Raw genomic sequence first — 22,581 nt, 5'->3', positions numbered from 1 at the left:
CGCCATCAACCCCGGCAACTCCGGGGGGCCGCTGCTGAACCTGCGTGGCGAGGTGGTGGGCATCAACTCGCAGATCTACAGCCAGTCGGGCGGGTTCATGGGGATCTCGTTCGCGATCCCGATCGACGAGGCGATGCGCGTGGCCGATCAGCTCCGCGCCAGCGGACGGGTGACGCGCGGCATGCTGGGCGTGTATCCGGATGACGTCAGCAAGGAGGTCGCCGAGGCGATCGGCCTGGGCAAGCCGCAGGGCGCGCTGATCAGTCGCATCACGCCGGCCGGTCCCGGCGAGAAGGCGGGTCTCCAACTGGGCGACGTGATCACCAAGTTCGACGGGAAGACCGTGGAGAAGGCGGTTGACCTGCGTCGGCTTGCCGCCGCGACCAAGCCGGGCACGAAGGTGCCGCTGCAGGTGTTCCGCCGCGGTGCCTACAAGGACCTGGTCGCGACGCTCGATGCGCTGCCGGATGACCGCACGCCCGCCGCGCCGGAGGCTGAAACGCCGGCCGCCACCGGCGCGCAGGCCTGGGGCCTGACCGTCAGCGAGCTCAGCGAAGCGCAGCGCAAGGAACTGAAGGTGGACGGCGGCCTGCGCATCGACACGGCCGAGGGGCCGGCGGCGCGCGCAGGCTTGAAGGCCGGCGACGTGATCCTCTCGGCCAACAACGCCGAGGTGAAGACCATCAAGCAATTCCAGGCGGCGCTGGCGAAGGTCGAAAAGGGGAAATCGCTGCAGATGCTCGTCCGCCGGGGCGAGGTCGCCACCTATGTCGTGCTCAAGCCGGGCAAGGGGTGAGCGCCGCGATCGTCAACCCAGCGCCGGCCTGGGGCTTTCCGCAATGCGGAATTCCAGGCCGGTGATTCGTGACGCGCGGCACGTCCGGCCGTCGGTTGGTGCTTGCTAACGGCTGTGACCAAGGCGAGGCATTGGTGCCTCGCTCCGCTACAATCCGGGCGCGTTCGGGCAGCTTTGTCGCTGTTCCGACGGTGAATCGGAAGGCTCCATTTTGATGGGCTCAGCGATCCACAGGATGCCCCCAAGTTTTGTGGATAACCTGTGCATGAAATCGCTGTTGGCGAAGGGCAACGCGCGAGAAGCTCGCATCCATGCGGTTTCCAGGGCGGGGCTTTTGGCTACAATGAAAGCCCAACAAGCAGTTGCCATACGTTTTGTTGGAAGGCGCGTCACCGTTTCGACGTGCCTTTTTTTTATGTCCCGTTCAGGTCCTGAGAAGGACCGTGCAACACCGCCCGACCGACCGTCCGCAGCGTCGTCTCAGCGTGCCCCGCTCGAGGGTCGCTGGCGTGGCGGGCGAGTTCGCGGTCTCCGTCCGAGTCCATGAACCACATCCGCAATTTCTCGATCATTGCCCACATCGACCACGGCAAGAGCACGCTGGCCGACCGGATCATCCAGCGCTGCGGAGGTCTGTCCGACCGGGAGATGGAAGCGCAGGTGCTGGACTCGATGGACATCGAGCGCGAGCGCGGCATCACGATCAAGGCACAGACCGCCGCGCTGCAGTACAAGGCGCGCGACGGGCAGGTCTACAACCTGAACCTGATCGACACCCCCGGGCACGTGGACTTCTCCTATGAGGTGAGCCGCTCGCTGTCCGCCTGCGAGGGCGCGCTGCTGGTGGTGGACGCGAGCCAGGGCGTCGAGGCGCAGACGGTGGCGAACTGCTACACCGCGCTGGAGCTGGGGGTCGAGGTGATCCCGGTCCTGAACAAGATGGACCTGCCGCAGGCCAATCCGGACGGCGCCAAGGCGGAGATCGAGGACGTCATCGGCATCGACGCGACCGACGCGATCCCGTGCTCGGCCAAGACCGGCATGGGCATCGACGACATCCTCGAGGCCGTCATCGCTCGCATGCCGCCGCCCAAGGGCGTGGTCGAGGCGCCGCTGCGCGCGATGATCATCGACTCGTGGTTCGACAACTACGTCGGCGTCGTGATGCTGGTGCGCGTCGTCGACGGCACGCTGAAGAAGGGCGAGCGCATCCGGATGATGGCGACCAACGCCGTCTACCCGGCCGAGCAGCTGGGCGTGTTCACGCCGAAGTCGGAGAACCGCGACCAGCTCAGCGCCGGCCAGGTGGGCTTCATCATCGCCGGCATCAAGGAACTGGCCGCGGCGAAGGTGGGCGACACCATCACGCTGGAAAAGAAGCTGCCCAACAACCTCGGCCCCGCTGCCGAGGCGCTGCCCGGCTTCAAGGAGATCCAGCCGCAAGTCTTCGCCGGCCTGTACCCGACCGAGGCGAGCGAGTACGACCAGCTGCGCGACGCGCTGGAAAAGCTCAAGCTGAACGACGCCTCGCTGCGCTTCGAGCCGGAAGTCTCGCAGGCGCTGGGCTTCGGTTTCCGCTGCGGCTTCCTGGGCCTGCTGCACATGGAGATCGTGCAGGAGCGCCTGGAGCGCGAATTCGACCAGGACCTGATCACCACCGCGCCGAGCGTGGTGTACGAAGTCCAGTTGGGCGACGGCGAGGTGATCGAGGTCGAGAACCCGTCCAAGATGCCCGAGCAGAGCAAGATCGGCGAGATCCGCGAGCCGATCGTGACGGTCCACCTGTACATGCCGCAGGAATACGTCGGCCCGGTGATGACGCTGGCCAACCAGAAGCGCGGCGTGCAGCTGAACATGGCGTACCACGGCCGCCAGGTGATGCTGACCTACGAGATCCCGCTGGCGGAGATCGTGCTGGACTTCTTCGACAAGCTGAAGTCGGTCTCGCGCGGCTACGCGTCAATGGACTACGAGTTCAAGGAATACCGCGCCTCGGACGTCGTCAAGGTCGACATGCTGATCAACGGCGACCGGATCGATGCGCTGTCGCTGATCGTGCACCGCTCGCAATCGCAGTTCCGCGGCCGGCAGGTGGCGGCCAAGATGCGCGAGATCATCCCGCGCCAGATGTACGACGTGGCGATCCAGGCGGCGATCGGCGCCAACATCATCTCGCGCGAGAACATCAAGGCGCTGCGCAAGAACGTGCTGGCAAAATGCTACGGCGGTGACATCACCCGCAAGCGCAAGCTGCTGGAGAAGCAGAAGGCCGGCAAGAAGCGCATGAAGCAAATCGGTTCGGTGGAGGTGCCGCAAGAAGCCTTCCTGGCCATCCTCCAAGTCGAAGAATGAAAGCCATGAGCGCATTGACCGGGCTGCTGTACGCCGCCCTGATCGCCTACCTGGGCGGCTGGTACACGGGCTACTGGAACGGCAACTTCTCGCTGCTGCTGCTGATCCTCACCACGGTGACGCTGGCCTACTGGCTGGCCGAGCGCTTCCACTTCGAGCCCGCGCGCCGTCGCGCCGCGGTCCGCCTGGGCGAGAGCGACGCGGCGCGTCGCGCCTCGCTGGCCGCGCAGGGCATCCAGCGCGTCGACGGCGACGTGGAAGGCGCCCGCGAGGAACTGCTGCGCCAGCCCTGGTGGCTGGACTGGACCGCCGGCCTGTTCCCGGTGATCCTGATCGTGTTCCTGCTGCGCTCGTTCATGTTCGAGCCGTTCAAGATTCCCTCGGGCTCGATGGTGCCGACGCTGCTGATCGGCGACCTGATCCTGGTGAACAAGTACCACTACGGCATCCGTCTGCCGGTGATCAACAAGAAGATCATCAGCAACAACGATGTCCAGCGTGGCGACGTGGTGGTGTTCCGCTTCCCGCAGAACCCCAGCGTCGACTACATCAAGCGCGCCGTCGGCCTTCCCGGCGACGAGGTCGCCTACCTCAACCAGAAGCTGTACCTCAACGGCAAGCTGGTGGAGACCGTCTCGCAGGGCGAGTACTTCGACGAGGATCCGGGCTCGATGCGTTTCCGTCCGCGCTTCACCGAGAAGCTGGGCGCGGTCGAGCACCAGATCCTGGTCGCCCCGGAGTCGCCGGGCGTCATCCGCAAGCAGTGGGACTTCCCGTACAGCGAGAACTGCACCTACACGGCCGAGGGCGTGACCTGCAAGGTGCCGGCCGGTCATTACTTCATGATGGGCGACAACCGCGACAACTCCCAGGATTCCCGCTTCTGGGGATTCGTGCCGGATGAGAACATCGTCGGCCGCGCCTTCGTGGTGTGGATGAATTTCGGCAACCTGAAGCGCATCGGCAGCATCCGCTGAGGCGGCGCCGGCGACGATCGACTACTCTGTTCCAACGACTATTTGCGGAGCGACGCGTGATGAGGGCACGGAAGATTCAACGAGGCATCAGCCTGCTGGGACTGCTGTTCTGGGCGGTGATCATTGGCGGCGGATCGGTGATCGTGCTGCGGGTGGTGCCGACCGTGATGGAGTACTACACGATCCAGCGCGCGATCGACAAGATCGCCAAGGACGGCCCCTCCACCGTGGCGGCGGCGCGCGACTCGTTCGAGCGCACCAAGCAGATCGAATACTCGATCGTCAGCATCGAGCCCAAGGACCTGAACATCACCAAGGTCGACGACAAGGTGAAGATCAGCTTCGCGTACGACAAGGAAGTGCCCCTGTTCGGCCCGGCCTTCCTGCTGATCAAGTACAAAGGCGAGTCGCACTGACCCGCCCTCCACGGCACACCCCGCCCATGACCCCGCAAGCGCTCGACGCCCTCCAGCAACGCCTTGGCTACCGCTTCAACCAGGCGGGACTGCTGCAGCGCGCGTTGACGCACCGCAGCTTCGGCCAGCAGCACAACGAGCGCCTGGAATTCCTGGGCGACGCGGTGCTGAACCTGGCGGTGTCGGCGCTGCTGTACGAGCGTTTCGCCGGATCGGATGAAGGCGACCTGACGCGCATCCGCGCGCACCTGGTGCGCGAGGACAGCCTGCATCGCCTGGCGCTGCAGCTGCAGATGCCGGAGGCGCTGCGGATGAGCGAGGGCGAGGCCCGCGGCGGTGGCGGCCAGCGGCCGTCCATCCTGGCCGACGCGCTGGAAGCGGTCATCGGCGCCGCCTTCCAGGACGGCGGCTACGAGGCCGCCCGCGAGATCGTCCGCCGCCTGCTGGGCGAGACGATCGCCGCCAGCGGCATCGACCAATGGGCCAAGGACGCGAAAACCGCGCTGCAGGAATGGCTGCAGGCCCGCAAGCTGGCGGTGCCGGCCTACCGCATCGTCGAGACGCGGGGCCAGGCGCATGCGCAGACCTTCACCGTCGAGTGCGAAGTGGCCGCGCTGACGCTGTCGCGCCGCGGCGAGGGCCGCTCGCGCCGGATCGCCGAGCAGGAGGCGGCCCGGCAGGTGCTCGATGAACTGCTGGCCGGCGACCGGCCCGGCACCGGCCTGCGCGACTGACGCGGAGCCCGCGATGAACGCACCGAGACCCCCGAGGACGCCGCCGACGGCGTCCTCGTCCGATTCCCTTTCTGTTTCCGAATCCGTTTCCGATTCGCCGCCCGAATCGCCGTCCGCCTCCCCGGCCGGCGCCCCCCTTCCCAAGGACCCCGCTCTGAACGCCCCGCACGCCCCCGACACCCCGCTGGACCCCAACGCCGCCGCCGCTCCCGAAGGCGGCGATGACCGGGACGAGGACCTCGATGAGGACCTCGACGACGACGGGTTGCCCGAGGTGCAGGGCGGCATCGGCGCGCCGCCGTACGAAGGCGACCAGCGCTGCGGCCTGATCGCGATCGTCGGCCGGCCCAACGTCGGCAAGTCCACGCTGCTGAACGCGCTGGTCGGGCAGAAGGTCTCGATCACCTCGAAGAAGGCGCAGACCACGCGCCATCGCATCACCGGCGTGCGCACGGTCGACGAGGCGCAGTTCGTCTTCGTCGACACCCCCGGCTTCCAGACCAAGCACAGCACCGCGCTGAACCGCAACCTGAACCGCACGGTGCAGGGCGTGCTGGCGGACGTGGACCTGGTGCTGTTCGTCGTCGAGGCGGGCCGCTTCGGCCTGGACGATGCCAAGGTGCTGTCGCTGCTGCCGCAGGACAAGCCGGTGGTGCTGATCGCCAACAAGCTGGACGCGGTGCACCGCCGCGCCGAGCTGATGCCCTGGCTCAAGAGCATGCAGGAGCGCCGCAACTTCAGCGAGTTCGTGCCGCTGTCGGCGAAGAAGGACTCGGACGTCCAGCGCCTGTTCCAGATCCTGAAGCCCTACCTCCCGAACCAGGAATGGTTCTACGAGGAGGACGCGCTGACCGACCGCAGCGAGAAGTTCCTGGCCGCCGAGATGATCCGCGAGAAGCTCTTCCGCCTGACCGGCGACGAGCTGCCCTACGAGGCGACGGTGATCATCGACCGCTGGGAGGAAGAGGGCAACCTGCGCCGCATCGCCGCGACCATCGTGGTCGAGCGCGACGCCCAGAAGGGCATGGTCATCGGCCAGGGCGGCGAGCGCCTCAAGCGCATCGGCTCCGAGGCCCGTCAGGAGCTCGAGACGCTGATGGACGCGCGCGTGTTCCTGGAGCTGTGGGTGAAGGTCCGCTCCGGCTGGGCCGACAGCGAAGAGCACCTCAGAAGCTACGGCTACGAGTGAGCGCGCCGCGCGCTCGCTGACGATCCGCGCCCATGGCCACCCGCGCCCCGAAGCCGCCCGCCACGCAGGCGGCTTTTGTCCTGCACCACTACGACTGGAGCGAGACCAGCCTGGTGCTGGACCTGTTCAGCCGCGAGCACGGCCGGCTGGCGGTCGTGGCCAAGGGCGCCAAGCGGCCCTATTCGCAGCTGAGATCGGTGCTGCTGCCGTTCCTGCGTCTGCAGGTGACGCTGTCCAAGCCCTCGAAGATGAACGAGGACGGCGCGGCGGAGGTGCAGTCGCTGCGCGGTGCCGAGTGGGTCGGCGGACAGACGCTGCCCAGTGGCGCGGCGCTGTTCAGCGGCTATTACGTCAACGAGCTGCTGCTGAAATTCCTGCCGCGGCAGGATCCGCAGCCGGGGCTGTTCGACGCCTATGCGGCGCTGCTGCCCCGCCTGGCCTCGGTGGACGACGCACAGGCGGCGCTGCGCGCCTTCGAGCTGACGCTGCTGGCGACCTGCGGCCTGCTGCCCGACCTGAGCGTGCTGGCCACGACGCAGGCGCCGCTCGATCCGGAGCGGCCCTACATGCTGGCGCCGGAGTCCGGCGTGATCGTGCCCACGCATGACGCGCCGCAGCTCACCGGCATGGCCTTCATCCAGATCCAGGCGGCGCTGCTGCATGGCAGCCAGGCGGCGCTGCAGCAGGCCTGCGAACTCGCCGGGCCGACCCTGAAGCCGCTGCTGCGCGGCCTGCTTCACTATCATCTGGGCCATCGTCCTCTGCGGACGCGGCAGGTGCTGCTCGACGTCCAGAAGCTGCTCACATGAATCCGCTGATCGCTCCCGAATCCGGTCGCCATGACGCGCGCTGCGCGCTCTCGGTCAACGTCAACAAGGTCGCGCTGCTGCGCAACACACGGCACCTGGGTATCCCCAGCGTGACGCGCGCGGCGCAGCGGTGCCTGGAGGCCGGCGCGCAGGGCATCACGGTGCATCCGCGGCCCGACGAGCGCCACATCCGCGCGCACGACGTGCGCGAGCTCGCCGAGCTGATGAAGGCCTGGCCGCAGGCCGAATACAACATCGAGGGCAACCCGACGCAGAACCTGATGGACTTCATCCGCGAAGTCCGTCCGCACCAGGCGACCTTCGTTCCCGACAGCGAGGACCAGTTCACCTCCGACCACGGCTGGAACCTGCCGGCCGATGCCGAGCGGCTGCGTCCGATGATCGCCGAATGCCGGTCGCTGGGCGTGCGGGTGAGCCTGTTCATGGACCCGCTGCCCGAAGCGATGGCCCATGTGGCGGCGCTGGGCGCGGAGCGCATCGAGCTCTATACCGAGACCTGGGCGAGCGCCTTCGGCACGCCGCGCGAGGCGGAGGTGGCGGCCGGTTTCGCCGCCGCGGCGCGCGCGGCGCTGGCGCAGGGCCTGGGCATCAACGCGGGCCACGACCTGAACCGCGAGAACCTGACGCGCTTCCTGCGCGAGGTGCCGGGCGTGGCGGAGGTGTCGATCGGCCACGCGCTGATCGCGGATGCGCTCGAGCTCGGTTATGCCGAGACGGTGCGGGACTACCAGCGCTGCATCCAGCGCGCCTACGTCTGATTGCATTTGCGCACGCAAGCACCACGCAGCGGGCACGAGACGCGCACCGGGCGCGCATGAAAGGGTCGCGATGATCTACGGCATCGGCACGGACGTCTGCGACATCCGGCGCATCCGCAGCACGTTCGAACGGCGCGGGGAGCGCTTCGCCGGGAAGGTGCTGGGCCCGCACGAGATCGAGGTGTTCCGCGAGCGGTATGCCAAGGTCCCGGCGCGGGGCATCGCCTACCTGGCGACGCGGTTCTCGGCGAAGGAGGCGTTCTCGAAGGCGATCGGGCTGGGCATGCGCATGCCGATGACCTGGCGCGCCTGCGAGATCGTCAAGGCGCGCAGCGGCAAGCCGGAGATCCGGCTGCACGACGGCCTGGCCGAGTGGTTCGAGGCCAAGGGTCTGAGAGCCCACGTCAGCGTCAGCGACGAGACGGACTACGCCACCGCGTTCGTCGTCGTCGAGACGCGGGACTGAGCCGCGCCGGCGACGCCGCCCTCGCCGCGGCCGCGACGATCAGAAACCATGCGGGCGCGACGACGCCTGTTCAACGAGAGAGACAGACCAATGACCGATTCCCTGCATTCGCCGGTGATCCTCGACATCGCGGGCACGACGCTGACCGCTGACGACCGTCGCCGGCTGGCGCATCCGCTGACCGGCGGGATGATCCTGTTCGCGCGCCACTTCGAGAGCCGCGCCCAGCTGACGGCGTTGTGTGCCGAGGCCAAGTCGCTGCGGCCGGACCTGCTGATCGCCGTCGACCAGGAAGGCGGCCGCGTGCAGCGCTTCCGCACCGATGGCTTCACGGCCTTGCCGGCGATGCGCACGCTCGGCGAGCTGTGGATGGACGACGCGATGCGCGCCGTGCAGGCCGCGACAGCGACTGGCCTGGTGCTGGCGCTGGAGCTGCGGGCCTGCGGCGTCGACATGAGCTTCACGCCGGTGCTCGACCTGGACCACCAGGACGCCTCGCGGCAGTCGGTGAGTCCGGTGATCGGCTCGCGCAGCTTCCACGGCGATCCGCGGGTGGTGAGCCTGCTGGCGCAAAGCCTGATGCAGGGCCTGGCGCTGGCCGGCATGGGCAGCTGCGGCAAGCACTTCCCCGGGCACGGCGCGGTGAGCGTCGATTCTCATGTGGGCGTGCCGGTGGACACGCGCTCGCTGAAGGCCATCCTGGCGGAGGACGTGCGGCCCTTCGAGTGGCTGAGCCTGAGCCTGTCGGCGGTGATGCCGGCGCACGTGATCTACCGCAAGGTGGACAGCCGGCCGGCGGGCTTCAGCCGCCGCTGGCTGCAGGACATCCTGCGCGACCGGCTGGGCTTCGCCGGCGCGGTGTTCAGCGACGACCTGGGCATGGCGGCGGCACGCGTCATCGAAGGTCGGCCGGTCGGGTACACCGAGGCCGCGCTGGCGGCGCTGGACGCGGGCTGCGACCTGGTGCTGCTGTGCAACCAGAGCCTGGAGCAGGGCGGCCGCGCGATCGATGAGCTGCTGGACGGCCTGACCGTGGCGCAGTCGACCGGGGCCTGGATGCCGGCGATCGACAGCGAGGCGCGCCGCGCGGCGCTGGTGCCGCAGTCCGCGCCGCTGACCTGGGATGAGCTGATGCTCGCGCCGAGGTATCTGGAGGCGTTGGCGCGGCTGCCGTGAGGCCGTGCGGGCTTGGGCCGCGACGGCCAGCTAGACTCCGCCCCAACTGACCGGACAACGATCAATCAGGGAGCGGGCCAGCATGACGCTGACCATGGAGGGAGTGCTGGCGCTGGCGCCGGACGAGGCATCGGCGAAGGCCGCGCGCGGGCTCACTTCGCCGGCCAAGTGGCCCTTGCTCGGCGCCGATGACGCCGCCGTCTGGGGCGAGTGCCAGGGCAGCGGCTCCAAGCCGTACCAGACGCAGGTCGACCTGAGCGGCCCCGCCTTCCGGTGCTCCTGCCCCAGCCGCAAGTTCCCCTGCAAGCATGGCCTCGCGCTGTTGATGCTGCGCGCGCAGGACGCGTCGAAGTTCAACGGCGGCGAGCCGCCCGCCTGGGTCGTCGAATGGCTGGCCTCTCGCGGCGAGCGGGCGCAGAAGAAGGAAGAGCGCGACCAGAAGGCCGCCGATCGCGCCGCCGAGCGCGCGGTCCAGCTCGCCGACGGCGTCGATCCCGCGCAGGCCACCTCCGCGCTTGCCGATCCGGAGGGCGCGACGAAGCGCGAAGGGCAGCGCTGGCGTCGCATTGAAGAGGCCGCCGGCGAACTGCAACGCTGGCTCGGCGATCAGATCGGCCGCGGCCTCGGCGCGCTCGACGACGCCGCGATCCGCGGCTGGCGCACGATGGCCGCCCGCATGGTCGATGCGCAGGCGCCCGGGCTCGGGCAGCGGCTTACCGCGGCCGCCGATGGCTGGCGCGCCGGCGCGGACTGGCCCGAGCGCATGCTCGCGCGCCTGGGCCTGCTGCAGCTGGCTTGCGAGGCGATCGGCCGGCGCGAGGCGCTGCCGGCCGCCGTCCAGGCGGATCTGCGCACCGTCTGCGGCTGGCCGCTCGACCAGGCGGAGGTGCTCGCCACGGGCGAGCGCCTGACCGATCGCTGGACCGTCATCGGCGTCATCGTCGAGGAACGCGATGCGCGCCTCAACGAACGCCGCGTCTGGCTGCACGGCGCGCGCTCCGGCCGCCGCGCCTGGCTGCTCGATCACACGCATGGCGGACGCGGCTTCGAGGGGCTGTGGCTGCCGGGTTCCGGCAAGGACCTCACGCTGGTCTTCTATCCCGGCGGCGCGTCGCTGCGCGCCCTGGTCGCGGACGAGACGCCATCGACGGAGCCCGCCTCCACCGAAAGCGACGCGGGCGTGACCCCGCAGGCCTGGAGCGCCGAATGGGAGCGCGTCGCGCAGCGCATCGCCGCGCATCCGTTCGCGTCCCTGCATCCCGTGGTGCTCGCCAACGCGACGCCCGTCGCCTCCGACGCAGGGCCGCATCTGACCGCCGAGGGCCGCGCCGTGCCGCTGCGTCTGGGCGATGAGGACTGGTGGTCGCTGATGGCGGTCTCCGGCGCGCATCCGCTCGACGTCATGGGCGAATGGGACGGCGTGCGCCTGAGTCCCTTGACCGCATGGGCCGCCGGATCGGCGCGGCCCCTCTGGACGCGGAGCGCCGCATGAGCGCCTGGACGCCGCTGCTACCGATCGCGATGGTCGGCACCGAACGCCAGCCCGGACCGCTGCCCGAATGGCACGGCGCAATCGGCCAGCTCGCGTCGCAAGCCGCGCTGGCCGCGGACGGTCCGTCGAACCAGGTGCTGCGCGCGATGGCCGTCATCGCGGCCTGCGAGGCCGCCGGCCTGCAGGACCGCGCCTGGGCCGCCGCGCCGCCGGAACCGGCCGCGGCGGACCGCCTGCCGGTGGTCCCGGACGGGCAGGGCGGACACCTGCGATCGTTGCTGCGCTGGGCGCTGAACGAAGCACCGACCCGGCTCCAACAGCAGCTCTTCGCGGACCTCGCTACCGCTGGGCTGCGCCTGCCCGATGCGCTCTTACCGCAGGCGCTCGAACTCGGCCGGCGCTCGGTGGCGCTGCGGGCGCCGCTGCTGCCGGTGCTCGGCGAACGCGGCCTGTGGCTCGCCCGCCAGCGCGAGGAGTGGCGCTATGCGGCCGGTGTCGGCGGCGAGGCCCTTGACGACTCGCAATGGACCGAGGGCACGCTCGAGCAGCGCCGCGCCTTCCTGGCTCGCGAGCGCGGGGCCGATGCCGCCGCCGGCCGCGCCCGGCTTGAAGCCGCCTTGGCCGAACTGCCTCACCTGCAGCTTCGACACGCCGACGCGGAAGGCGCCCGTGATCAGCTTGAAGTAGACGAAGCGCTGCTCGACCGCCAGCGAGGCCCACTGGCTCTGCAGCGCCAACGCGAGCGCCTCGGGCGGCTGCTGCGGCTGCCCGGCGCGGCGCATCCGCGTCGCGCCATCGATCGCCTCGCGCCGCTGCTGCGCAGCGAGCGTGTGTTGCTGCGCCAGCACTGGGTCATCGACGCGCCGGCCGCCGCCGGCAGCGATTGGGCCGCCGATCAGCTCATCGCCGAGCGCCCCCAGTCGGAGAAGCTCGGCGAGCGCGGCTGGTGGCTGTTCCAGCTGGTGCGTCAGGTGCCGCTGGCTTGGTGGACCGAAACCACCGGCATGACGCCCGCCGAGCTGCTCGGCTGGGCGCGCAAGACCGACTGGGCCGAGGCGCTGCAGCGCGGCTGGTTCGACGTGCTCGGCGCCGCGCGCGAGATCGACTGGTGCGAGGCCTTCCTCGACCACGCGTTTGGCGACCTCGGCGCCGGCATCGAGTCGCACCGTGCGGCGCAGGTGCTGGGCTGGCTGCCGCAGGCGCGCCGCGAGCGCTACTGGCTGCGCCACCTGCAGCAGGGCACGCTGCCCTTGTCCGCGCTGATCGCGGCGGCGAGCGGTGGCGAGACGCTCGGCCCTCAGCTGTCGCAGGCGCTGACCGAGCAGCTGCTCACGCGCGCCCGCGCCGGCACGCTCAAGGACGACTACACCGTGCGCGCGATGCTGGCCGACTTCGGCGCCGTCGTGCATCCCGACTGCCTGTCCGCCTACGGCTCGATCGCCGACCAGCGCGCGGCCGGCGAGACCGCCGCCTATGCGGACATGCTGCAGGCCGTCGTGCAGACGGCCGCGCTGCGCCGCGCCCTGATCGCTCTTCAACCGGATCCGACCCCGAGGACCCCATGACGACCACGCCCGACACTTCCACCGCCTCGCAGGTCCTGCGCCGCCACGCGGAGCACCAGTACGCCGAGGAGCTCGCCGAGCTCAGGCGCCAGGACACGCGTCCGCGTCCCGAGAACTGGGCGATGTCGCCCTGGGCGGTGCTGCGCTACCTGATGGGAGGCACGCTGGAGAACGGCTTCGAAGTCAGCGCCAAGTACATCGGCGATGAGCGCCTGATGGAGATCGCCGTCGCGACGCTCGCCACCGATCGCGCGCTGCTGCTCTATGGCGTGCCGGGCACGGCGAAGTCCTGGGTCTCGGAGCACCTGTCGGCGGCCGTCAGCGGCGACTCGACGCTGCTGATCCAGGGCACCGCCGGCACCGGCGAGGAACAGCTGCGCTACGGCTGGAACTACGCGCAGCTGCTGGCCAACGGCCCGAGCGAGGCGGCGCTGGTGCCGAGTCCGCTGATGAAGGCGATGCGGGCCGGCAAGATCGCGCGCATCGAGGAGCTGACGCGCATCCCGGCCGACGTGCAGGACAGCCTGATCACGGTGCTGTCGGAGAAGACGCTGCCGATTCCGGAGCTCGGCGGCGAGGTGCAGGCCACGCGCGGCTTCAGCGTGATCGCCACGGCCAACAACCGCGACAAGGGCGTGAACGAGCTGTCGGCCGCGCTCAAGCGGCGCTTCAACACGGTGGTGCTGCCGGTGCCGGCGAGCGAGGACGCGGAGGTGTCCATCGTGGTCAAGCGGGTCGCGGAGCTGGGCGCCGCACTGCAGCTGCCGGCCGAGCCGCCGGCGCTGAAGGAAGTGCGCCGCATCGTGCAGATCTTCCGCGAGCTGCGCAACGGCCGCACCGAGGACGGCAAGACGCAGCTGAAGTCGCCCAGCGGCACGCTGTCGACGGCGGAGGCGATCTCGGTGATCAACAGCGGCATGGCGCTGGCGGGCCACTTCGGCGACGGCGTGATGCGTCCGCGCGATGTGGCCTCGGGCCTGCTCGGCGCGATCGTCAAGGACCCGGTGCAGGACCAGGTCGTGTGGACCGAGTACCTCGAGACCGTCGTCAAGGAACGCGCCGACTGGAAGGACCTGTACCGCGCCTGCCGCGAGCAGTCCTGAACGCGGAACCGCGAGTTCCCATGAGCGATCCGGTCCATTACTTCGGTGTCCGGCACCACGGGCCCGGCTGCGCGCGCAGCCTGCTGGCCGCGTTCGAGGCCTTGAAGCCGGACTGCGTGCTGATCGAGGGGCCGCCCGAGGCGGACGGCCTCGTCGCGGCGGTGCTCGAGGCCGACATGACGCCGCCGGTGGCGCTGCTCACGCATGGCGTCGAGGACGCGAGCCGCGCGGTGTATCACCCGTTCGCGAGCTTCTCGCCCGAATGGCAGGCGCTGCGCTGGGCGGCCGGGGCCGGTGTGCCGGCGAGGTTCATCGACCTGCCGGTGGGCGTGTCGCTGGCGCTCGAGCAGGCGGGTCAGCTGAATTCGGAAGACGACAAGCCGGACGGGAACGAGCCGGACGACGAGCAAGCGGGGGCACAGCAAGTCGGGGCACAACAAGCGGGGGATCAGCAGGCGCAGCCCGTCTCCGCCGAGACGCCCGATCCCGCGCCGTCGCGCCGTGGCGATCCGCTGGACTGGTTCGCGCGCGCGGCGGGCTACGCCGATGGCGAGGCGTGGTGGAACCACATGGTCGAAGAGCGCGGCGACGGCGAGGATCTCTTCGCCGCGATCGGCGAGGCGATGACCACGCTGCGCGCGGAATCCGGCGATGACGAGACGCTCGATCCGAAGACGCCGCGCGCCCGCCGCGAGGTGCTGCGCGAGGCGCACATGCGGCAGTGCATCCGCGTCGCGCGCAAGGAGGGCTTCGAGCGCATCGCGGTGGTCTGCGGCGCCTGGCACCTCGGCGGCTTGCAGGCGGACATCACGATGAAGGCGGACCAGGCGCTGCTCAAGGGCCTGCCCAAGCTGAAGGTCAGCAGCACCTGGGTGCCGTGGACCTATCGCCACCTGGCGCGCGAGAGCGGCTACGGTGCCGGCATCCATTCGCCGGGCTGGTACGAGCACCTGTGGCTGAGCGGCCTAGATGGCGAGCGGCGGCCGCGCGCGATCGGCTGGCTGGCGCGCGTCGCGCGGCTGATGCGCGAGCGCGACCTGGACTGCTCCTCCGCCCACCTGATCGAGGCCAGCCGCCTGGCCGACACGCTGGCCGCGCTGCGTCAGCGGCCGGCGCCGGGACTAGACGAGTTGCACGAGGCCACGCGCGCGGTGATGACGCTGGGCGACGAGGCCGTGCTCGGTTTCATCCGCGACGAGCTGGTCATCGGCGACCGGCTCGGCCAGGTGCCGGCCGGCGTGCCGACGGTGCCGCTGCAGCGCGATCTCGAGCAGATGCAGAAGTCGCTGCGGATGAAGCCCGAGGCGACGCAGAAGACCCTGGACCTGGACCTGCGCCAGCCCAACGACCTGGCGCGCAGCCATCTGCTGCACCGGCTGCGGCTGATCGATCTGCCGTGGGGCGAGATCGCGCGCACGGGCAAGTCCTCGCGCGGCACCTTCCACGAGCTGTGGTCGCTGCAATGGCAGCCGGAATTCGCGCTGCGCCTGATCGAGGCCAGCCGCTGGGGGCAGTCGGTCGCGCAGGCGGCGACGGCGGCGGTGGCCGAGCGCTGCGGCGGCGAACGCACGCTGGGCGCGCTGGCCGAGCTCGTGGACCGCGTGCTGCTGGCCGATCTGCCGCAGGCGGTGATCGTCGCGTCGCGCGCGCTGCAGGATCACGCCGCGGTGACCGGGGATGCCGATCAGCTGCTGGCGGCGCTGCCGCCGCTCGCCAATGTCTTCCGCTACGGCAACGTGCGGCAGACCGACGCGGCGATGGTGGGTCATGTCTTCGACGGTCTGGTCACGCGGGCGGCGATCAGCTTGCCGCTGGCGGGCGATTCGCTCGACGACGCGGCGGCCGCGCAGTGCCGCGATCGCGTGCTGGGCGCGCAATCGGCGATCCGCCTGCGCGATCCGGGGCGGCAGACCGAGCCCTCCACGCAATGGCGAGCCGCGATCGCGCAACTCGCGGCGCGCGAGGGCGCGCATGCCTTGCTGCGGGGGCTGTGCACGCGGTTGCTGCTGGACGACGGCCTGATCACGGCGGGGGACGCGGGCACGGCGATCTCGCTGCATCTGTCGCGCGCGGCCGAGCCGGGCAAGGCGGCGGCGTGGCTGGATGGCTTCCTCAACCGCAACGCGGTGGTGCTGCTGCATCACGATGGCGTCTGGCCTTTGGTCGATGCGTGGCTGAGCGGGCTCGACGAGGAGCACTTCATCCGCGTGCTGCCGCTGGTGCGGCGGACCTTCGCGCATTTCGACGCGGCCGAGCGCCGTGACCTGGGTCAGCGCGCGGCGCGCAAGGGTGGCGGCACGGCGATGGCGCCGGCCCGGGCGGAATGGGACGAGGCGCGCGCGGCATTGCCTCTGCCGCTGCTGCGCGCGATGTTGGGAGTGGACGCATGAGCGGCTCGGACGAGAGGAACGACGCGGATCGCCTGCGCCGCTGGCGGCTGGTGCTTGGCGGCGAGGCGCAGGACAGCTGCGGCGCGCTGAACGGCGACGCGGCGGAGATGGACCAGGCGCTGAGCGCGCTCTACGACGACCACGGCGGTCTGGGCGATGACCGGCGGGGGGGCCGGGGCAACTCCGCGCCGCGCGTGGCGCGCTGGCTGGGCGACATCCGCAAGTACTTCCCGAGCACGGTGGTGCAGGTGATGCAGAAGGACGCGCTGGAGCGTCTGAACCTGCGCGACATGCTGCTGCAGCCGGAGATGCTGCAGGGCGTGCAGCCGGACGTGCACCTGGTGGCCAACCTGATGGCGCTGTCGCGGGTGATTCCGGCGGGCACGAAGGAGACGGCGCGCCGCGTGGTGCGCCAGGTCGTCGACGAACTGATGAAGCGGCTCGAGGAGCCGATGCGCGCGGCGGTGACGGGCGCCTTGGACCGCAGCCAGCGCAACCGCCGGCCGCGGCTGGCGGAGATCGACTGGCACCGCACGATCCGCGCCAACCTGCGGCATTGGCAGCCGACGCATCGCACGGTGATCCCGGAGACGCTGCATGGCTTCGGCCGCAAGGCGCGGCGGCCGCAGCGCGAGGTGGTGCTGTGCATCGACCAGAGCGGGTCGATGGCGAACTCGGTCGTGTACTCGAGCATCTTTGGCGCCGTGCTGGCGTCGCTGCCGGCGGTGAGCACGAAGCTGGTGGTCTTCGACACGGCGGTCGTCGACATGACCGAGCAGCTGGACGATCCGGTGGATCTGCTGTTCGGTGTCCAGCTGGGTGGCGGCACGGACATCAACGGCGCGGTGGCGTATTGCCAGTCGCTGATCCGCGAGCCGCGCAACACGATCTTCGTGCTGATTTCGGATCTCTATGAAGGCGGCGTCGAGCCGCAGCTGCTGCGCCGCGCGGCGTCGCTGGTCGAGAGCGGCGTGCAGTGCGTGGCGCTGCTGGCGCTCAGCGACGAAGGCGCGCCGGCCTATGACCGCGCGCTCGCGGCCAAGCTGGCGGCGCTGGGCGTGCCGTCGTTCGCGTGCACGCCGGATGCGTTCCCGGGCCTGATGGCCGCGGCGATCCGCCGGGACGACATCGGCGCCTGGGCGGCCGGGCAGGGGATCGTGACGGCGGCGAAGGGCGGTTGAAACGCGGTTGAAGCAACCGGGCCGCGACGCTCAGCGTCCTTCGCCCTGTGCCATCTTCGCGAACCAGGCCGACTGGCCGGTCTTGTTCAGCTGGTACCAGGCCTCGAGCGTCTGGTGCTCGTAGACGTCGAGCGTCTCGAAGATGGCGCGCGCGAAGTCCAGCGCCGACATGCCGCCGGCGGTGATCAGCCCGCGGTCGATGACGACGGGTTCGTCGACGTAGCGGTCGCTGCCGGCGTATTCCGGCACGCCCTTCAGGTAGGCCAGCGCGTTGCTGGTGTGCTGGCGGTCGTCGAGCACGCCGAGCCGCGCCAGGCCCGCCGTGGCGCCGCAGATCGCGGCCACGCGCTTGCCGGCATCGAGGAACTCCTTGGCCTTCTTCGCTGCTTCCAGGTGCTCGCCCTTGTCCCAGCCGGCGCCGCCGGGAAGGATCAGCAGCTCGCTGTCGTCGGGAAACAGCGTCGAGAGCCGGATGTCCGGCATCACCGACAGCCCGCCCATCGATCGCGCCAGGTTGGCGCCCGCGGCGGCGACGGTCTTCACCTGCCAGGTGCCTGGCGATTTCTGGAATTCCGGCGTGTTGATGCCGGCGACCGCATAAGCGGCCTCCCAGTCGGCGAAGCCCTCGAAGAGGTAGAGATGGACGGTGCGGGATGGAGCGTTCATGCCGCAGAGGCGGCAAGGTGCGTGCCCGCGGCCCTGTCTTCAGGGGAGATCAGCCGGCGAGTTTCTTCACCGTGCAGCGAGTTGCTTGGCGAGGCGGACCATGGGCGTGCGCGACAGCTCGTTGAGGGCGCGCTCGACTTGCACGAAGCCGTTGCGCGCGTAGAGCGCGATCAGCGGCGCGTTCGTCGACGAGGTCCAGGTGCAGCACTGGAGCAGGCCATGTCCTCGGAACCACGACTCGGCGCGCGCGAGCAGTTGCTGCGCGACGCCGAGCCGCCGCGCCTGCGGCACGACGTAGGTCGTGGAGACGAGGCCGAAGGGCGTGTCGTCCGGGCCTGCTTCAATCCGATAGATCGTATGGCCGACGATCTCGCCGGTTGGATCCTCGGCGATCACCACTTCGGCGGCGCGCCCGTCCAGATGCCATCGCACGCGATCGCGCAGCCAGTCCATCGAGTACATGCCACCGCCAGCCGCCTCGCCTTCGACCTCGACGAGCGTCGCGCGCATGCGCTGCGCGATCAGGTCGATGGCGGCGGTGTCGTCGAGCGTGATGGTGCGGAGTTGCATGGTGTGGGAAGCAAAGGGACGCACGATGCTGAATCTCTCAGCGCAGCCGCGTCAGCATCGCCTGAAGGGCGGGCTCCGACAACTCGCCGGTCCGCTTGGCCACCAGGCGGCCGGACGCATCGAAGAGCAGCGTCGTCGGATAACCCGCCTGCTTGAATGTCGCGCTCGCCTGGCGCCGTTCATCGATGGCGATGTTGCCCATCGTGAGGCGTTGAGACCTCAGCCACTTCGCGACATGGTGCGCGTCCTCGCCCTGGTTGATGAACACGAAGCGCACGTCGGGGCGATCGCGCTGCGCCTGCGCGAGCATCGGCATCTCACGCACGCAGGGCCCGCACCAGGTCGCCCACAGGTTGACGAGGACGGGCTTGCCATCGCGCGCGGCGAGATCCAGGCGCTCGCCGTTCAACTGCGTGAACTGGAGCGCCGGCAGCGGCGCGGAAGCGGGCTGCAGCGCGAGCTGGATCTGCCCCGCGACGATCAGCGCCGTCCCGATCGCCAGCGGCACCGTCGCCGGCACGCGCAAGCCCGGCGCGTTCCTCAACCGGAAGGTCGCGTACATCCACATCGCGATGATCCCGATCTCGGGCGACCAGCCGCCATCACGGAGGTTGAGGACGCTGAGCGGATGCTCGACGTAGAGCTCCTTGTATTGATAGAGGAAGCCCAGCCGCGCGAACAGCAATGCGACGAGCAGGCATCGCCAGAGCAGCGGACCGACATCCAGCTGGCGCCGGCGGGCAAGCACCGTGGCCACGGCGCTCGACACCGCGACCGCGATGCACAGATGGACGAAGGTCCACGGCAGGACCAAGGGGCCGATCGCGACGGCGTCGCTCATCGCGTCACTCCGGGACATTGCGGGCCGCCCATCGATCAGGTGGCGAAGATGCCGTCCGTCGACGCGAAGCCCTTGATCTCGATCGGGTTGCCCGAGGGGTCGAGGAAGAACATCGTCGCCTGCTCGCCCGGCTGGCCGGCGAAGCGGACGCTGGGCTTGAGCACGAACTCGATGCCGCGCGCCTCCAGCTGGTCCGCGAGCGCGCGCCACTCGGGCATCCGCAGGATCACGCCCAGGTGCGGCATCGGGACCAGGTGATCGCCGACCTTGCCGGTGTTGCCGGTCTTGAACGGCTCGCCCAGGTGCAGCGAGATCTGATGGCCGAAGAAGTCGAAATCGACCCAGGTGTCGGTGCTGCGGCCTTCCTCGCAGCCGAGCACGCCGCCATAGAAGGCGCGGGCATCGTCGAGGTCGCGCACGTGATAGGCCAGGTGGAACAGCGATCGCATGGGGCACTCCCGCTCGAGGGTCAATCGATCGGGCGATCCTAGCTGCGAGAACGCCGCCGTTAACATCGCCGCTTCCTGTCTCGTGCGCTGGGAGTTCGTCGTGGATGTGACCGCTTGGTTGGGCTTTGTCAGCGTGGCGCTGTTCGTCACCTTCACGCCGGGACCGGCCGTGCTGATGGCGATCTCGAACTCGCTCAGCGTCGGGCCGCGGCGCGCGATGGTGGGTTCGCTGGGCAATGCGATCGGGCTGCTGGCGGTGTCGGCCGCGACGACGGCCGGGCTGGGCGTACTGCTGAGCACCTCGGCCAAGGCCTTCCTCGTCGTCAAGCTGCTGGGCGCCTGCTACCTGGTCTGGCTCGGCATCAAGCAATGGCGCCAGGGCGAGCGCATGGCCTCGATCGCGGACGGCGACGCGGCCGCGGCCGAAACGGCGGGGCTGTCGCGCCGGGCGCTGTTCCTGCGCGGCATCCTGGTCGCGCTCACGAATCCCAAGGCGATCCTGTTCTTCACCGCGCTGTTTCCGCAGTTCATGAATCACCCCGAGACGGCGATGCGCGACTTCGTCGTGCTGACGGTGACCTTCTCGCTGTGCGCCGTGCTGGCGCATGGCTTCTACGTCGTGCTGGCCCGCGCGCTGCGCCGCGGCTTGGCGTCCCCGCGCCGCGTGAAGGTCATGAACCGCAGCTTCGGCGCGTGCTTCGTGGCGCTGGGCGTGAGCCTCCTCGGCTGGCGCGGGCGGACGCAGTAAGCGCGGCACCGCCATGTTCTCGCACGTGTTCATCGGCGTCGGCGATTTCGACCGGTCGCTCGCGTTCTACACGCCGCTGATGGCGGCGCTCGGGCTACCGCAGCGCTTCTGCGATCCCTCGCGGCCCTGGGCCGGCTGGCAGTCGGTGCCGGGGCCGCGGCCGCTCTTTCTCATCGGGCGTCCTTTCGACGGCATGGCGCACGCCGCGGGCAACGGCCAGATGGCCGCCTTCATGGCCGACTCGCGCGCGATGGTCGATGCCGCCCATGCGGCGGCGCTCGCGCACGGCGGCCGCTGCGAAGGTCCGCCAGGCCTGCGGCCCGAGTATCACGAGCACTACTACGGCGCCTACTTCCGCGATCCCGACGGGAACAAGCTGTGCGTGGCCTGCCATTCGCCGCCGGCGCCCTCGCAGGATTGACCCGAGCGGCGCTCGCACGTCGATTGCCCTGCCAGGGACAGGAGCCGACATGTTTCCCATCCCCCGCACCGTTTGCTGGATCCCGAGCTGGAGCGCTTCGCATCCGGACGTCGGCATCGAACATCTGCGCCTCTCGGAGGGGCAGGCCGACGGGCTGGTCGTTGCGATCGACGACGAGCGCGGACCGTTCCGCCTCCATTACCGCTTGAACTGGGACGCGCAGTGGTGCCTGCGTGATGCGGCGCTGTCGCTGATCGTCGGGGAGGGTGTCGCCGCACGCACGATGGGCCTCGCCACCGATGGGCAGGGGCACTGGACCGACGACCGCGGCGCGGCGCTCCCCGCGCTGGAGGGCTGCCTCGACATCGACATCTGGCCCACGCCGTTCACCAACAGCTTCCCGATCCGGCGCGTGTCCCTGGCGGTCGGCGAGCGGCGCGAGTTCCGCATGGCGTGGGTCGATGGCACGGCGTTGACCGTCCGCCCTCAGGCTCAGGCCTATACGCGGCTCGATGAGCGGCGCTATCGCTTCGAGTCGCTGGATGGGTCCGGCTTCACCGCGGACCTGGAGGTCGACGAGCACGGCCTGGTGGTGGATTACCCGGGACTGTTCCGCCGCGTGTGAGCCAGCCGCTTCGCGACACAATGCGCCGCGATCCGGGCCTGCCTTGGCGCCGGCTTTCCTTGCGTTCCGTCCGACAGCACCCCATGAGCCTGCAAGCCACCTTCATCGACTACCTGCGCCGCTACGAAGCGAAGGACCTGGACGGCATCGCCGCGATGCTCGCGCCGGAGGCAACGCTGCGCGACTGGAACCTGTCGGTGAAGGGCCGCGACGCCGCGATCGCCGAGACGCGCAAGAACTTCGAATCGGCGGCGTCGATCCGCATTGAGGTGCTGCGCGTGCTCGAAGGCGACCGCTCCGTCGCCGGCGAGCTGCGCATCGTCGTCGACGGGCACATCGAGCTGTTCGTGGTCGACGTGCTGGACTTTGACGACGAAGGCCGCATCAGCGCGATCCGGGCCTACCTCGGTCGCGGAGACTGAGCGCCGGACACGCCATGGCGGCGCGGGGCGCGCCCGTGTGGTTCCCTTCACTCGTCGGCGCCAAGCCGCACGACCAGCGCCGCGACGCTCGCGACCGTCGCCAGGCCGGTCACGCCCAGCCAGCCCCAGTGGGCCAGCAGCAGGCTGCCGAGCGCGGCGCCGGTCGCCATGCCGATGAACATGCCGGTGAACAGCAGCGCGTTCAGGCGGCTGCGCGCGGCCGGGTCCAGGCTGTAGACGATGGTCTGGTGCGCGACCAGCGCCGCCTGCACGCCGAAGTCGAAGACGACCGCCAACACCACCAGCACGGCGATCGCCGCACCACGGTCCAGCCAGGCGGTGACCGACATCGCCGCGAACGACAGCACCACCAGCAGGGCGCCTAGCCGCGTCACCACGCCGGGACCGCGCCGG

General features: G+C 70.0%; 23 protein-coding genes and 1 pseudogene. 19 read left to right on the top strand and 5 right to left on the bottom strand.

The window, feature by feature from the left end:
* From FUT87_RS11095 to FUT87_RS11020, 15 genes are all read left to right on the top strand, one after another.
* A partial coding sequence (locus FUT87_RS11095; RefSeq protein ID WP_147241054.1) for a PDZ domain-containing protein occupies positions 1-796 on the top strand: 796 nt, incomplete at its 5' end.
* Between the two features lie 543 nt (positions 797-1,339).
* The gene (lepA, locus tag FUT87_RS11090; RefSeq protein WP_147241053.1) at positions 1,340-3,148 is read left to right on the top strand and encodes a translation elongation factor 4; all 1,809 of its coding nucleotides are present in this window, start codon (positions 1,340-1,342) and stop codon (positions 3,146-3,148) included.
* A complete protein-coding gene (gene lepB, locus FUT87_RS11085; protein WP_147241052.1) occupies positions 3,145-4,125 on the top strand; it encodes a signal peptidase I in 981 nt (326 codons plus the stop codon). The genes lepA and lepB overlap by 4 nt, the downstream gene beginning before the upstream one ends.
* A gap of 59 nt (positions 4,126-4,184) precedes the next feature.
* Positions 4,185-4,541 (top strand): DUF4845 domain-containing protein, encoded by a 357-nt coding sequence (locus FUT87_RS11080; protein WP_091726626.1) that lies wholly within the window; start codon positions 4,185-4,187, stop codon positions 4,539-4,541.
* Between the two features lie 26 nt (positions 4,542-4,567).
* Positions 4,568-5,275: a ribonuclease III gene (rnc, locus tag FUT87_RS11075; protein WP_147241051.1), complete on the top strand. Its 708-nt coding sequence runs from the start codon at positions 4,568-4,570 to the stop codon at positions 5,273-5,275.
* A 184-nt stretch (positions 5,276-5,459) separates the two neighbouring features.
* Positions 5,460-6,464: a GTPase Era gene (gene era / locus FUT87_RS11070; RefSeq protein WP_404935391.1), complete on the top strand. Its 1,005-nt coding sequence runs from the start codon at positions 5,460-5,462 to the stop codon at positions 6,462-6,464.
* Positions 6,465-6,496: 32 nt separating this feature from the next.
* A complete protein-coding gene (gene recO, locus FUT87_RS11065; RefSeq protein WP_091726612.1) occupies positions 6,497-7,273 on the top strand; it encodes a DNA repair protein RecO in 777 nt (258 codons plus the stop codon).
* The gene (locus tag FUT87_RS11060; RefSeq protein WP_147241049.1) at positions 7,270-8,052 is read left to right on the top strand and encodes a pyridoxine 5'-phosphate synthase; all 783 of its coding nucleotides are present in this window, start codon (positions 7,270-7,272) and stop codon (positions 8,050-8,052) included. Before recO ends, FUT87_RS11060 begins: the two co-directional genes overlap by 4 nt.
* 70 nt (positions 8,053-8,122) lie before the next feature.
* Positions 8,123-8,518 (top strand): holo-ACP synthase, encoded by a 396-nt coding sequence (gene acpS / locus FUT87_RS11055; protein WP_091726604.1) that lies wholly within the window; start codon positions 8,123-8,125, stop codon positions 8,516-8,518.
* Positions 8,519-8,608: 90 nt separating this feature from the next.
* Complete coding sequence (gene nagZ / locus FUT87_RS11050; protein WP_091726601.1) at positions 8,609-9,694, top strand: beta-N-acetylhexosaminidase; 1,086 nt, start codon at positions 8,609-8,611, stop codon at positions 9,692-9,694.
* Between the two features lie 82 nt (positions 9,695-9,776).
* Entirely contained in the window at positions 9,777-11,186 is a 1,410-nt protein-coding gene (locus FUT87_RS11045; protein WP_147241048.1) for an SWIM zinc finger family protein, read from the top strand.
* Positions 11,183-12,751, top strand: coding sequence for a DUF5691 domain-containing protein (locus tag FUT87_RS28660; protein WP_186830479.1), 1,569 nt, complete (start codon positions 11,183-11,185; stop codon positions 12,749-12,751). The genes FUT87_RS11045 and FUT87_RS28660 overlap by 4 nt, the downstream gene beginning before the upstream one ends.
* Complete coding sequence (locus FUT87_RS11030; RefSeq protein WP_147241045.1) at positions 12,748-13,854, top strand: AAA family ATPase; 1,107 nt, start codon at positions 12,748-12,750, stop codon at positions 13,852-13,854. Before FUT87_RS28660 ends, FUT87_RS11030 begins: the two co-directional genes overlap by 4 nt.
* A gap of 20 nt (positions 13,855-13,874) precedes the next feature.
* Entirely contained in the window at positions 13,875-16,244 is a 2,370-nt protein-coding gene (locus tag FUT87_RS11025) for a DUF5682 family protein (RefSeq protein WP_147241044.1), read from the top strand.
* Entirely contained in the window at positions 16,241-17,425 is a 1,185-nt protein-coding gene (locus FUT87_RS11020; protein ID WP_147241043.1) for a VWA domain-containing protein, read from the top strand. Before FUT87_RS11025 ends, FUT87_RS11020 begins: the two co-directional genes overlap by 4 nt.
* A gap of 30 nt (positions 17,426-17,455) precedes the next feature.
* Here FUT87_RS11020 and FUT87_RS11015 read toward each other — a convergent pair whose 3' ends face one another.
* The 4 genes from FUT87_RS11015 to FUT87_RS11000 all read right to left on the bottom strand — a co-directional run bounded on the left by FUT87_RS11015 (position 17,456) and on the right by FUT87_RS11000 (position 19,951).
* On the bottom strand, positions 17,456-18,091 hold the full coding sequence (locus tag FUT87_RS11015; RefSeq protein WP_147241042.1) for a DJ-1/PfpI family protein: 636 nt from the start codon (positions 18,089-18,091) through the stop codon (positions 17,456-17,458).
* A 66-nt stretch (positions 18,092-18,157) separates the two neighbouring features.
* The gene (locus FUT87_RS11010) at positions 18,158-18,661 is read right to left on the bottom strand and encodes a GNAT family N-acetyltransferase (protein ID WP_147241041.1); all 504 of its coding nucleotides are present in this window, start codon (positions 18,659-18,661) and stop codon (positions 18,158-18,160) included.
* 37 nt (positions 18,662-18,698) lie between these two features.
* Positions 18,699-19,502: a TlpA disulfide reductase family protein gene (locus FUT87_RS11005; RefSeq protein WP_186830478.1), complete on the bottom strand. Its 804-nt coding sequence runs from the start codon at positions 19,500-19,502 to the stop codon at positions 18,699-18,701.
* Between the two features lie 35 nt (positions 19,503-19,537).
* Positions 19,538-19,951, bottom strand: coding sequence for a VOC family protein (locus FUT87_RS11000; protein ID WP_147241039.1), 414 nt, complete (start codon positions 19,949-19,951; stop codon positions 19,538-19,540).
* A 100-nt stretch (positions 19,952-20,051) separates the two neighbouring features.
* Between FUT87_RS11000 and FUT87_RS10995 the strand changes: the two genes are divergently transcribed.
* From FUT87_RS10995 to FUT87_RS10980, 4 genes are all read left to right on the top strand, one after another.
* Positions 20,052-20,699: a LysE family translocator gene (locus FUT87_RS10995; protein ID WP_222617112.1), complete on the top strand. Its 648-nt coding sequence runs from the start codon at positions 20,052-20,054 to the stop codon at positions 20,697-20,699.
* Between the two features lie 13 nt (positions 20,700-20,712).
* Entirely contained in the window at positions 20,713-21,120 is a 408-nt protein-coding gene (locus tag FUT87_RS10990; RefSeq protein WP_147241037.1) for a VOC family protein, read from the top strand.
* 49 nt (positions 21,121-21,169) lie between these two features.
* Entirely contained in the window at positions 21,170-21,745 is a 576-nt protein-coding gene (locus tag FUT87_RS10985; RefSeq protein WP_147241036.1) for a putative glycolipid-binding domain-containing protein, read from the top strand.
* An 83-nt stretch (positions 21,746-21,828) separates the two neighbouring features.
* Positions 21,829-22,167 carry a nuclear transport factor 2 family protein gene (locus FUT87_RS10980; protein WP_147241035.1) on the top strand — a complete coding sequence of 113 codons (339 nt, stop codon included), beginning with the start codon at positions 21,829-21,831 and terminating at the stop codon, positions 22,165-22,167.
* 47 nt (positions 22,168-22,214) lie between these two features.
* Here FUT87_RS10980 and FUT87_RS28655 read toward each other — a convergent pair.
* A pseudogene (locus FUT87_RS28655) lies at positions 22,215-22,581 on the bottom strand (MFS transporter); the annotation flags it as partial.

The sequence above is a fragment of the Mitsuaria sp. TWR114 genome, from assembly GCF_007997345.1.
This window is presented reverse-complemented; position numbering and strand designations above follow the sequence as displayed.